The 11527-nt window shown below is 70.6% G+C and carries 12 protein-coding genes; 7 read left to right on the forward strand and 5 right to left on the reverse strand.

The window, feature by feature from the left end; all coding sequences use genetic code 11:
- The coding region (locus M878_RS69055) for a flotillin family protein (RefSeq protein ID WP_023548133.1) at positions 1-1513 on the reverse strand (1513 nt) is incomplete at its 3' end.
- 311 nt (positions 1514-1824) lie between these two features.
- Between M878_RS69055 and M878_RS69060 the strand changes: the two genes are divergently transcribed.
- The 4 genes from M878_RS69060 to M878_RS69075 all read left to right on the forward strand — a co-directional run bounded on the left by M878_RS69060 (position 1825) and on the right by M878_RS69075 (position 4281).
- The gene (locus tag M878_RS69060) at positions 1825-2916 is read left to right on the forward strand and encodes a PucR family transcriptional regulator (protein ID WP_023548134.1); all 1092 of its coding nucleotides are present in this window, start codon (positions 1825-1827) and stop codon (positions 2914-2916) included.
- A gap of 105 nt (positions 2917-3021) precedes the next feature.
- Complete coding sequence (locus M878_RS69065; RefSeq protein ID WP_023548136.1) at positions 3022-3327, forward strand: hypothetical protein; 306 nt, start codon at positions 3022-3024, stop codon at positions 3325-3327.
- Positions 3328-3463: 136 nt separating this feature from the next.
- Positions 3464-3928, forward strand: coding sequence for a hypothetical protein (locus M878_RS69070; protein WP_023548138.1), 465 nt, complete (start codon positions 3464-3466; stop codon positions 3926-3928).
- On the forward strand, positions 3925-4281 hold the full coding sequence (locus tag M878_RS69075) for a winged helix-turn-helix domain-containing protein (protein WP_023548140.1): 357 nt from the start codon (positions 3925-3927) through the stop codon (positions 4279-4281). Before M878_RS69070 ends, M878_RS69075 begins: the two co-directional genes overlap by 4 nt.
- Positions 4282-4303: 22 nt before the next feature.
- Here M878_RS69075 and M878_RS69080 read toward each other — a convergent pair whose 3' ends face one another.
- Entirely contained in the window at positions 4304-5263 is a 960-nt protein-coding gene (locus M878_RS69080) for an MIP/aquaporin family protein (RefSeq protein WP_023548141.1), read from the reverse strand.
- Positions 5264-5377: 114 nt separating this feature from the next.
- On the reverse strand, positions 5378-6046 hold the full coding sequence (locus tag M878_RS69085) for an SDR family NAD(P)-dependent oxidoreductase (protein ID WP_031225298.1): 669 nt from the start codon (positions 6044-6046) through the stop codon (positions 5378-5380).
- A gap of 203 nt (positions 6047-6249) precedes the next feature.
- Here M878_RS69085 and ctaD point away from each other — a divergent pair, with 203 nt between their 5' ends.
- Positions 6250-7968, forward strand: a complete 1719-nt coding sequence (gene ctaD / locus M878_RS69090) for an aa3-type cytochrome oxidase subunit I (protein ID WP_023548145.1) — start codon at positions 6250-6252, stop codon at positions 7966-7968.
- Positions 7965-8309, forward strand: a complete 345-nt coding sequence (locus M878_RS69095; protein ID WP_023548146.1) for a hypothetical protein — start codon at positions 7965-7967, stop codon at positions 8307-8309. The genes ctaD and M878_RS69095 overlap by 4 nt, the downstream gene beginning before the upstream one ends.
- Positions 8310-8367: 58 nt before the next feature.
- Here the strand turns inward: M878_RS69095 and M878_RS69100 are convergent, their stop codons facing one another.
- Positions 8368-9054, reverse strand: a complete 687-nt coding sequence (locus M878_RS69100; protein WP_031225299.1) for a DUF6445 family protein — start codon at positions 9052-9054, stop codon at positions 8368-8370.
- Between the two features lie 201 nt (positions 9055-9255).
- On the opposite strand from M878_RS69100, the gene M878_RS69105 reads away from it, so the two are divergent.
- The gene (locus M878_RS69105) at positions 9256-10002 is read left to right on the forward strand and encodes a DUF4142 domain-containing protein (protein ID WP_031225300.1); all 747 of its coding nucleotides are present in this window, start codon (positions 9256-9258) and stop codon (positions 10000-10002) included.
- Between the two features lie 409 nt (positions 10003-10411).
- Here the strand turns inward: M878_RS69105 and M878_RS69110 are convergent, their stop codons facing one another.
- Positions 10412-11380: a nucleoside hydrolase gene (locus M878_RS69110; protein ID WP_023548152.1), complete on the reverse strand. Its 969-nt coding sequence runs from the start codon at positions 11378-11380 to the stop codon at positions 10412-10414.
- Positions 11381-11527: the final 147 nt, after the last annotated feature.

The following is an 11527-nucleotide window of genomic DNA, read 5'->3' on the forward strand; positions in this document are numbered from 1 at the left end:
CGGCCTCCGCGAGGCCCTTCGCCCGCGCCCCCTCGGCCTCGGCCAGCGCCTTCGCCTGGGTGCCCTCCGCTTCCGCGCGCAGCCGGGCCTCCGTGGCCTCCGCCTCCGCGCGGCCGGCCTTGACGGTGACCTCGGCCTCCTTGTCGCGGACCTGGACGGCGGCGAGGCCCTCGGCGGCGGCCTCGGCCTGGACGCCCTCGGCGAGCCGCAGCTTGGCCCGGGCGTCGAGGTCGGCCGTCTTCAACCGGGCCTCGGCCAGGGTCAGTTCCTCCGCGGCGCGGTGCGTGGCCGCCTGCTCCGCGGCTTCCGCGGCCTTGATGTCCTTGACCAGCTTCTCCTGCGCCTCGGCCTCGGCGGCGATGACGAGGGCCTGCCGCTCGCGCTCCGCCTCCTCGACGACGCGCAGCTTCTTGATGGACTCCTCCTGCTCGGCGACCGTACGGTCCACCGCGACCCGCTCCCGGACGACCTCGGCGATCTCCCGTTTCTCCGCCTCGACCTCCTTGTCGGCGGAGATCCGGGTGAGTTGGGTCTCCCGTTCCCGGGCGATGACTTCGAGCAGCCGGTCCTTCTCGATGCGTTCGTTCTCCACGGCTATGACGCGTTCGCGGTTCTTCGCGGCCACGGCGATCTCCCGGGCCTGGTTCTCACGCTGTACGCCGAGCTGTTCCTCGGTACGCAGGAAGGCGCCCTGGGCGCGCAGCCGTTCCTCCTCCACCACACGGGCGGTCTCGGCCTCCTCGCGGGCCCGGGAGGTCTCGATCTCCCGCTTCTGCTTGATCTCGGCGTCCTTCTGCCGCCGCTCCAGCTCCAGGATGGCCTCGCGGGCGTCGACGTCCTGGCGGGTGATCTCCTTCTGCTCGTTGCGCTTGGCCTCGTTGGTGCGCACGTGCTCGACGGCCGTCAGCTCGGTGATCTTCCGGATGCCCTGCGCGTCGAGGACGTTGGCCGGGTCGAGCTGGGTGAGCGGGGTCTGCTCCAGGTAGTCGATCGCGGCGTCCTCAAGGTGGTAGCCGTTGAGGTCGATGCCGATCAACTCGATGACGTGGTACCGGAGTTCCTCGCGCTTGGTGTAGAGGTCGGTGAAGTCCAGCTGCTTGCCGACGGTCTTCAGCGCCTCGGAGAACTTCGCGTGGAACAGCTCCTGGAGCGTGTCCTGGTGGCTGGCGCGCTCGGTGCCGACGGTCTGAGCGACCTTGATGACGTCCTCGACGGTCTTGTTGACCTTCACGAAGAACAGGATCCGGATGTCGGCGCGGATATTGTCCCGGCAGATCAGCCCGTCCCGGCCGGAGCGGCTGATCTCGATCGTCTTCACCGAGATGTCCATCACCTCGGCCTTGTGCAGGATCGGCAGCACGACCTGCCCGGTGAAGGACACATCGACCCGCCGGGTCTTCGACACGATCAGAGCCTGGCTCTGGTCCACCTTGCGGTACAGCCGCGAGAACCCGAACAGCGCGAGCAGTACGACGACGAGACACACGGCGACGAGCACGCCGAGGACTTCCATGACACACGTCCTTGCGTCAGACGATGAGGAACGGAGCCCCCTGGGATCGCGGTGCCGGACCTCCGACCCGGCCCCGTGCCGGTCCTCCGTACCGGACCCCCGTGCCGGTCGTCCCCGTCGGTCCTCTGCCGGTGCCCGGCACCGCGACCCTCCGTAGTGCTCCCCGCAGAGGATGGTGCGGCAGGGGTGCGCGCCCACGCATTGCCGGTTTCCGGCAGTGTTCACTAGGGTCTTTGTGCCGGACACGCGCTAACAAACCGTCACCGGCGCGTCAAGATCACGGCGGATGTTCACGGGGGAGCGGGGCCGGTATGGGGGATCAGCACGACAGACATGAGCTGCCCGAGCGCTATCTGGACGGCTTCGCCCGGACGCTGGCCGAGGCCGCTGCCACCGGCCGGCGGCTGACCAGGGAGGAACTGAAGATCCGGCGGACGCTCGGCGAGCAGGCCGCCGACGCCGGGCACGGACTGCGCGCGCTGGTCGTCGCCCATCTGGCCGCCACCCGTGCCGCCTGGCCGGCCGCGGGCGGCTCGGCCGAGAGCAGCCTGGCCACGCTGGCCGCCGTGGAGCAGGCCATCGACGCGTTCGCCGAGGGCTACGAACGCGCGCAACGGCTCACCGTGCGCCGCGAGGAGGCCGCGCGCCGGGAGTTCATCGACGATCTGCTCTACGGCCGCAGCGATCTGGGCCGGCTCGCCGAGCGCGCCGAACGCTTCGGCCTCACGCTCTCCCGGGCGTACGCGGTGGCCGTCGCCGAGGGCCCGTCCGCCTACGCCGAGGGCGGCCCGGTCGCCCGCCGTGTCGAGGCCGCCGTACTCGCCCGCTTCGACTCCCACAACACGCTGCTCACCACCAAGAACGGCCGGCTGCTGTGCATCGCGCCCGGTGACGAGGACGAGATCCTGCTGCACTTCGCCAAGCAGGTGTACGCGGCGACGGGTGCCGCCGGCACAGCGCTGCGGGTCGCCATCGGCCGCGCCCAGCACGGTGCGGGCGGGGTCGTGCAGTCGTACGAGGAGGCCCTCGCCGCGCTGGAGATGGCGGACCGGCTCGGTCTGGCCGGGCCGGTGCTGCGCGCCGCCGACCTGCTCGTCTACCCGGTGCTGGCCCGGGACCGGCAGGCGCTGGTCGACCTGGTCGCGCACACCCTCGGCCCGCTCACCGCGGCCCGCGGCGGCGCCGGTCCGCTGCTGGACACCCTCGCCGCGTACTTCGACTCCGGCTGTGTGGCCGCCGAGGCCGCCCGCCGGCTCTCGCTCAGCGTGCGCGCGCTCACCTACCGCCTGGAGCGCATCCACAAGCTCACCGACGCCGACCCGGCCGACCCGGCGCACCGCTACATCCTCCAGACGGCCGTGATCGGCGCCCGCCTCCTGGACTGGCCCCACCGCCCCTTGTGAGTTCACGCGAACGCACCGAGCGTGTCCGCCTCCGCACGACGTCGCTGCCGTTGATCATGGCATTGCTTCGCATGACATTCGCATGAACCAGTCGAAAGGACAGTCATGTCGCGACGGATCCTGAGGCCGACCCGCGCCCAGGTCGCAGCACTGCTCACCGCGCCGGTGCTCGGCGTGGGCCTCCTCGCCCCGTCGGCTTCCGCAGACGCGCCTCCGCCCGGCCCGAAGGTCGACAGCGGCACCGTCATCGGCAGGGTCTGCAAGGAAGCGAACGACGACCCGGATGACGACCCGGGCTTGAACTGCGAGAGGGACATCGCACCGCGCCTCGCACGTCTCATCGGCCCCGGGAGCGGGATCACCTGCCGGAACGTGACCCCGACCTCCATCTCCTGCCGCCCGGAGAGATAACCGCGGCCGCCCGGGGAGACAACCGGCGACGAGCTGGACCGGCAAGTACTTGCCGTTTTGGAAAGTACTGTCCATGCTGAAGGTATGCACGAAGGGCGGCCGACCAGCCGCCCCTCCCCACACCGGAGGTACACGCATGGACAGCACGGGGGACCCGATGGACGCCCGGCAGGCGCGGGACGCGCTCGCCGCCGCCTGCGCCGCACAGGTCGCGGCGCGCAAGGCGAGCGAGCGCCACAGGCCCCACGGTTACGCCATCGGACAGGGTCTGACCTTCGCGGTCGGCTTCATCGCACTGGGCACGGCCGACCGGGTGCCGCGCTGGGGAATCTGGCTGATGGCCGCCGCCGTGGTGAGCCTGACCGGCTTCTTCGTCCTGATGTGGCTCGGCGCGCACCATGGCGGAGTGACCCGCTGGATCCGCCGGGACCGCGAGCCCGGCCGCCCCGCCTGGCATGCCTGGGTGGTGCCCTTCATCCCCCTGGCCATCAGCATCCCGGCCGCGATCGCTTACGGCACGACCGGCTGGCTCATCGCCTTCGGCCTGACCCACGGCGCGGACTACATCCTGCGCGCGACCTGGCAGGCGGGAACCGCATGACAGGCTCCACGGGCGGCGCGCCCCCCGCTCTCGACCGCGAACTCCACCACCCGACCCGGCTGGCCCTCGCCGCCTACCTCTCGGCGTGCGGCGAGGCGGAGTTCGCCGTCCTGCGGGACTACTGCGAGGTCTCCGACTCCACGCTGAGCAAGACCCTCTCCGCACTGGAGAAGACGGGCTACGTCAGCATCCGCAAGGGCTACCTCGGCAAGCGTCCGCGCACCTGGGCCGCCCTCACCCTCGGCGGCCGCAGGGCACTGGCCCGCCATCTGGCGGCACTTGAGGAGATCGCGGCGACGGCCCGCCGGGCCGCGGGCGCCGGCGCACAGGAACCGGACACAACCGGGACCTGACGGGCCCACACCTGTCGGATCCTCACCCGCCCGGCTGCTCCTCGTCGGTGGTGCGCACCGGAGCCGACCGCCCCGGCTCCGGCGGCTCCTGCAACTGCGACCGGACGAGCAGGACGTCACCGATGAAGAGGTCGTACACCACGATCCCGATCACGCCGCCGATCAGCGGCCCGACGATCGGGATCCACCAGTAGCCGCTGAACGAACCGGACACGCTGCCCGGGAAGGCCAGACTGTTCCAGCCCGCCGCATAGGTGAACAGGCGCGGCCCGAAGTCACGGGCCGGGTTGATGGCATAGCCCGCGTTGGCGCCGTAGGACATGCCGATCGCGGCGACGACGAAGCCCACGACCAGCGGCCCGAGGTTGGCCTGCACGGCCTGGTTGCGCACATCGAGGACGGCGGCGATCAGCATGAGCAGGAAGGCCGTACCGACGATCTGGTCGACCAGCGGTCCCCAGTAGCCGCCGTGGAAGTACGCCGCCGGGAAGGTGGCGAAGATGGAGAAGGTGGCGTTCGTATGGCCGTTCACCTTCGGTCCCGGCGCCGCGTGGTCGTAGGCGTGGATCGCGTCGTGATAGACGAGGTAGACCAGCGCCGCGCCGGTGAGTGCGCCGGCGACCTGCGAGAACCAGTACGGCAGCACCTTGGCCCAGGAGAACCCGCGGCGCACGGCCATGGCCAGGGTCACCGCCGGGTTGATGTGGGCGCCGCTGACGCCGCCGGCCACGTACACGCCGAAGACGACGGCCATCGCCCAGCCCCAGGTGATCAGCAGCCAGTCGCCGGCCGCGAGGAAGATCGTGGTGGGGGTCTGGGCACGGCCCGAACCGGGCAGCGCGGCGACCGCCATCGCGACCACGCCGGCGCCGAAGGCGATGAGCACGAAGGTCCCGAGGAACTCGGCGAGGCACTCGCCCAGCAACCCTCCCCGGCTTCTGAGCCGGGCCGGCTTGATGATCGCGGGGATTTCGACAGCCATTCCAGGCCCCCTTGACGAGAGCGATACGGCCAACATCACCATCTTGGCCCACAAACCCCCACCCCGCAGGTTGACAGTGCCCAGTCAGCCCACCGGGTCATCGGCCCGGCCGGCTCAGCAGCTGTCGAGATCGTCGGCGAAGTGCCGGAATCCGTGCCGGTCCCGGTGCAGCCCCCACAGCGTCTCCGCCAGCACAGCCGGATCCTTGCGCGGGTGCCCCGGAGTGATCGCCCCGGGGATCACCAGCTGGGCGACATGGATCCCCTCGCCCGCGAGCCGCTCGTGCAGCAGATGCCCGTACGCGCTCTCCGCGGCGAACGCGATGGACGTCCCCGCCCGCTCGGTCTGCGGTACGGCGGCGGTCCCGCCGTTGACGAACAGGATCGTGCCGCGCCCCAGCCGCCGCATCCCCGGCAGCACCTGCTGCACGGCGGCGACCGGCCCGTACACGGAGAACTCGATGGGCCCGACGAGATCGCGGTGGCCGGTCTCCAGCACGGGCCGCATGAAGTCCCGGTGCGGCACCGGGCTGTACTGCAGCACCTCGACGGTCCCCAGCTCCTCGGCCGCCCGCGCCAGCGCCCCGGCCAGCTCCTCCGGCCTGCGCACGTCCACGCCGAGCCCCTGGGCCCTGACCCCGGCCTCGCCGAGGTCCCGCACCAGCGCGTCGAGCCGCCCCACGTCCCGGGCGAAGAGAGCGACCGCGAACCCCTCCCGCCCGAACCGCCGCGCGACAGCGGCCCCGAGCCCCGGTCCGGCACCCACGATGGCGATACTGCTCATGCCCAGCATCCGTACCGCACCCTTGGCTCAGCCGCTAGCCCACCGCGCGCCGGCACCAGGCATACGACTCACCGACGCGAACTGGTAGCCGCTCAGCCCACGAAGGGACACGGTTGCGCCATCCGTGTGCATCCGTCATGCGATCGGCCGCGCCCCGGCCGCTCAGGGCTTCGCGTGCGCCGTCCCGCAACAAGGATGCACATGTGAGCATCCTCAACGAACCCCATGGTGCCGCCGCGCCCGAGGACACGTACGAGAGCGAGGTGCCGGTCAGGGGCAGGCAGCCGGGCAGTGTCGTGGTCAAGTGGATGACGACCACCGACCACAAGACGATCGGCACGCTGTATCTGGCGACGTCCTTCGCGTTCTTCCTGATCGGCGGCGTGATGGCCCTGATCATGCGCGCCGAGCTGGGCCGGCCGGGCCTGCAGATCGTCTCGAACGAGCAGTTCAACCAGCTGTTCACGATGCACGGCACGGTCATGCTGCTGATGTTCGCGACGCCGCTGTTCGCCGGCTTCACGAACTGGATCATGCCGCTGCAGATCGGCGCGCCCGACGTGGCGTTCCCGCGGCTGAACATGTTCGCCTACTGGCTGTACCTGTTCGGCTCGCTCATCGCCGTGGGCGGCTTCCTCACCCCGGACGGCGCGGCCGACTTCGGCTGGTTCGCCTACTCGCCGCTGACGGACGCGGTCCGCTCACCAGGTCCGGGCGGCGACCTGTGGATCATGGGGCTGGCCTTCTCCGGCTTCGGCACCATCCTCGGCTCCGTCAACTTCATCACCACGATCATCTGCATGCGCGCGCCCGGTCTGACCATGTTCCGCATGCCGATCTTCGTGTGGAACGTGCTGCTCACCGGTGTGCTGGTGCTGCTGGCCTTCCCGGTGCTGGCCGCCGCGCTGCTCGCGCTGGAGGCGGACCGGCAGTTCGGCGCCCATGTCTTCGACGCGGCCAACGGCGGATCCCTGCTCTGGCAACACCTCTTCTGGTTCTTCGGCCATCCGGAGGTGTACATCATCGCGTTGCCGTTCTTCGGCATCGTCTCCGAGATCATCCCGGTGTTCTCCCGAAAGCCGATGTTCGGCTACATGGGCCTGATCGCCGCGACGATCTCCATCGCCGGACTGTCCATCACCGTGTGGGCGCACCACATGTACGTCACCGGCGGTGTGCTGCTGCCGTTCTTCTCCTTCATGACCTTCCTGATCGCCGTACCGACCGGTGTGAAGTTCTTCAACTGGATCGGCACGATGTGGAAGGGCAGTCTCTCCTTCGAGACACCGCTGCTGTGGTCCGCGGGCTTCCTCGTGACGTTCCTCTTCGGCGGTCTGACCGGTGTCGTCCTGGCCTCCCCGCCGATGGACTTCCACGTCTCCGACTCGTACTTCGTCGTCGCCCACTTCCACTACGTGGTCTTCGGCACGGTCGTCTTCGCGATGTTCGCGGGATTCCACTTCTGGTGGCCGAAGTGGACCGGCAAGATGCTCGACGAACGCCTCGGCAAGATCACCTTCTGGACCCTCTTCATCGGCTTCCACACCACGTTTCTGGTCCAGCACTGGCTGGGCGCCGAGGGCATGCCCCGCCGCTACGCCGACTATCTGGCCGCCGACGGCTTCACCGTCCTGAACACGGTCTCCACGATCGGCTCGTTCCTGCTCGGTCTGTCGATGCTGCCGTTCCTCTACAACGTGTGGAAGACGGCCAGGTACGGCAAGGAGGTGGGCATGGACGACCCATGGGGCTACGGCCGTTCGCTGGAGTGGGCGACCTCCTGCCCGCCGCCGCGGCACAACTTCGTCACCCTGCCCCGGATCCGCAGCGAGTCGCCGGCGTTCGACCTGCACCACCCGGACATCGCGATGCTGGAGCACGAGGTCCACGTCCCGGCGCGGACCGACCGAGGGCAGGAGTGAACGGTCCGCCGAGGCGGGGCACCGACGGCGCCCTCGCCAACGAGGTGGAGGGATACCTGCTCTGGCGGGCCCGGATCGCCGAGGCGGAGCAGCGTGCGCGGGAGTTCGCCGCGCCCCTGGAATGGCTGACGACCGCGCAGCGCGAGGCCGTCGAGCGCCGGTACGTCGCCGACAGCCTGCACCGAGCCCGGGGGGACCTGGAACGCGTCGCGGCCCGTTGTGTCTCCCTGCGCGCCGAGTACGAGCAGCGTTACCGGGACCTGCGGCGCCGCTGCGTCGGCCTGGCCCTCGCGGTGTGCGCCGGCTGCACCGCGCTGGCCACGCTGCTGCTGATCCTGTGAGGGGCGTTGCCTGGGGTTGCTTGAGGTTGCCCGGGGCTGCTCGATGCGGTCGGCGGGGTCACGCCATCCAGAAGAAGACCGCCGTCATCCGCTTCTCCTCCAGCGTCTTCCCGTGGTAACCGGTGGCGCTGTGCACGAGGTTGGCGTTGTAGAGGAGGAGGCGGTTGTACTTGTGCGGGACGCGGACGTCGTCCTCGAAGTGGTTGCCCGGCACGAACCGGGTGCCCAGGGCCTCGACGAGGTTGTTGTGCGGGGCCTGGACGATGTTGCCGCCGAGCCGGCCGCCGGGCAGTGACTGGCGGTAGAAGGCGGTGCCGCAGTCCTTGGGGACGTTCGGGTTGAGATACAGCACGGCCGCGTACCGGCACAGCGCGCGGGAGTCGGTGTGCGGGCGGGGCTCGCTCTCGCCCTCGCCGACCACCTGGACGCAGTTGTGGTTCAGGGTGCCACCGCCGGGCGCCTGCTGCACCCACAGCTCCTTAGCGCCGGTGGCCTGCTTCACCAGCCGCTCGATGACAGCGAGTTCACCGGGCTCCAGTCCGGGCATGGCCCGCAGCCCGGGCCAGGTCTCGGAGGTGTACGGGTACCCCTCGACCCAGTCGTCCTTGGCCAGACACCGCTCCCGTACGGCGTCGACGTCGGGCAGGGCGTCGTCGAAGACCCAGTAGTCGCGGCCCTTGGTGGGCTTGCGGTAGGGCAGCACGGGCAGTGCCGCGGGCATCCTGGGGGGCGGCTGTGGGGGCATGCGGTGAATCTAGGGCAGCGTTTCCCCTCGTCTCTCCCGAGGAATGGTCAACTCTTCTTTACCTACCGCACAGATACGAACGTCTTCCGCATCCGTACTGCTGTGTGTCCGAACCGCCCCACGCCGTCATGCGGGCGGCTCCCCTACCGGGCAGGAGGCACGGTGCTGCGCTTTTCGCGGAACGCGACGGGAACGCTCTTCGTGGGCGGTGCGATGGCCGTGACCCTCGTGTCCCTGGCCTACCCGACCATGCTCGGGCTGACCAAGGTCACCACCGCCCAGGACCGCGTGATCGCCAACACCCAGTGGGGGCCGCTCACCGAGCAGGACCGGGACTTCGTGGTGAAGGTGCGCGCGGCCGGCCTGTGGGAGTACCCGGTGGGGCAGATCGGGCTGCAGAAGGGCACGACGAAGGCGGTGATCACGGCGAGCCAGCACCTGGTCGACGGGCACGCGGCGCTGGACACCACCTGCCGCAAGATCGCGCCGCTGCTGAACATCACGCTGCCCAACCTGCCGAGCCCCCAACAGCAAGGATTCGTCGGCCAGTTGAAATCGGAGAGCGGCAAGAAGTTCGACACCGACTTCGCCAACATCCTGCGGATGACACACGGCTCGATCTTCAACACGGTGGCGAAGATCCGCTCCACCACGAAGAACTCGCTGGTGCGGGCCCTCGCCGACCAGGCCAACGACACGGTCCTGGACCACATCAAGGTGATGGAGGCGACCGGTCTGGTCGACTTCGACCAGACCCTGTTCAACCAGACGACCCCGCCGAAGCTCCCCGACTCCGACCTGACCCCACCACCGCCTCCGGCGGGCCAGCCGCAGGTGGTGCTCACGCCGCCGCCCAACGCGACATCCACGCCCGCTGACATCAACGGCCTCACCGGGGGCGGCAGCGGCGCTTCGCCGGGGGCGAGCCCGGCACCGACCGCGAGCTAGGCCCTGTCGTCAGACTCCCGTCGTCCGCCCGGAGGACGGGCCCTGCGGCGGCGATGGGGCCCCCGCGCGAGCAGCGCCGGGCGTGAGGGAGCGTCGGCGGCCGACGACAACGCGGCTGGGGGTGCCCCCTCCGGGGGGAGTGCGTGCCAGGCGTCGCCGGGCTGGGGCACTTCCCACGCCCTTGAGGCAGTGGGGGAGGGAGTTTGACGACCGCGCCTGGAGGCCTGTCCGGCGGGTCAGGTCACAGGAAGGCGACGGCGCCTCATCAGCGCGGGTGAGCAGGGGCGATGGGGCCCCCGCGCGAGGGTGTTCGAGCGTGGGGACTGTCGGCGGCCGACGACAGCGGCGCGGATCGGCGTGCCGGCCCCCGCGTCCGCGACATGATCCGCCGGTCAGGCCCTGAGCTGCGCTAAGGGCGCTCCACCGTGTCCAGGTAGAGCTTGACGTAGCGGTTCGCGTCGACCTCCAAGGCCACGTCCACCAGGGCCTGTTCGCGTCGGCCCTCGTGGATCTCGGACTCGCCGGGACGCGGGCGGCGGTCGACGATCGTCTGGCCCCGGCCGGGGCCGGGGGCGAGGGAGACCTCGACCGGCAGCAGGCGCGAGGTGATGCCCTGCGGGTCGGCGACCGCGCACACCGCACCGGCGTCCCCGAGGCCGCCCGCCTCCTCCGCCTCCGGCTCCTCGCCCACCGCGGCCGGCCGGTGCGCGAGGAGTTCGCCGGCCAGGCGGGTGCCGGGGTCGCTGCTGGCGCGCAGCCGGTGGACGTCCCTGGCCTCCACGACGACCTGCACGAACACGTCGAGGCCGTACATCGTGATCGGCACACCGGCCGTGAGCAGGATCGCCGCCGCCTCCGGGTCGTGCCAGACGTTGAACTCGGCGACCGGCGTGGCGTTCCCGATGGCGACCGCGCCGCCCATGAAGACGATCCGCTCGATGTTGCGGGTCACCTCCGGATGGGTGCGCAGCAGCAGGGCGATGTTCGTGAGCGGCGCGGTGGGGATCAGCGTGACCGGGCGCGGGGATGCCAGGATCTCGCGGCGCAACAGGGCCACGGCGTCCAGCTCGGACGCGGTCCGCTTCGGCGCGGGCAGCCCCAGGTCACCCATCCCGTCGGCGCCGTGCACATGCTGCGCCGCGCGGGCCGGTTCGAGCAGCGGGCGTTCGGCACCCCGGCCCACCGGGATCTCCGGGGCGCCCGCCTGCTCCAGCACGGTCAGGGTGTTGCGGACCACGCCGTCGACGTCCGTGTTCCCGGCCACGCAGGTCACCGCCCGCAGATCGAGGCCGGGGTGACGCACGGCGAGGAGCAGGGCGAGGGCGTCGTCGACGCCGGTGTCGCAGTCGATGATCACGGGGATGGGCTGACCGGTCACGCGGACTCCTTCGTCGTACAACACCAATACCAATGCCGATACCGATACCGCTCCGACACCTGAACCCTAGATCAGTTCCACAGCGCGGTGCCGCGCGCCGACACCCGTGCGGCGATCCGGGCCAGCAGCTCCGGGACCGGCAGCGGG

Source organism: Streptomyces roseochromogenus subsp. oscitans DS 12.976, from assembly GCF_000497445.1.
Taxonomy (GTDB): Bacteria; Actinomycetota; Actinomycetes; order Streptomycetales; family Streptomycetaceae; genus Streptomyces; species Streptomyces oscitans.

Coding starts and splice junctions, on each gene's coding strand:
- M878_RS69065 (WP_023548136.1), top strand. CDS start 3,022: ATGTCGCGACGGATCCTGAGGCCGACCCGCGCCCAGGTCGCAGCACTG.
- M878_RS69100 (WP_031225299.1), bottom strand. CDS start 9,054: ATGCCCCCACAGCCGCCCCCCAGGATGCCCGCGGCACTGCCCGTGCTG.
- M878_RS69060 (WP_023548134.1), top strand. CDS start 1,825: ATGGGGGATCAGCACGACAGACATGAGCTGCCCGAGCGCTATCTGGAC.
- M878_RS69070 (WP_023548138.1), top strand. CDS start 3,464: ATGGACAGCACGGGGGACCCGATGGACGCCCGGCAGGCGCGGGACGCG.
- M878_RS69085 (WP_031225298.1), bottom strand. CDS start 6,046: ATGAGCAGTATCGCCATCGTGGGTGCCGGACCGGGGCTCGGGGCCGCT.
- M878_RS69075 (WP_023548140.1), top strand. CDS start 3,925: ATGACAGGCTCCACGGGCGGCGCGCCCCCCGCTCTCGACCGCGAACTC.
- M878_RS69080 (WP_023548141.1), bottom strand. CDS start 5,263: ATGGCTGTCGAAATCCCCGCGATCATCAAGCCGGCCCGGCTCAGAAGC.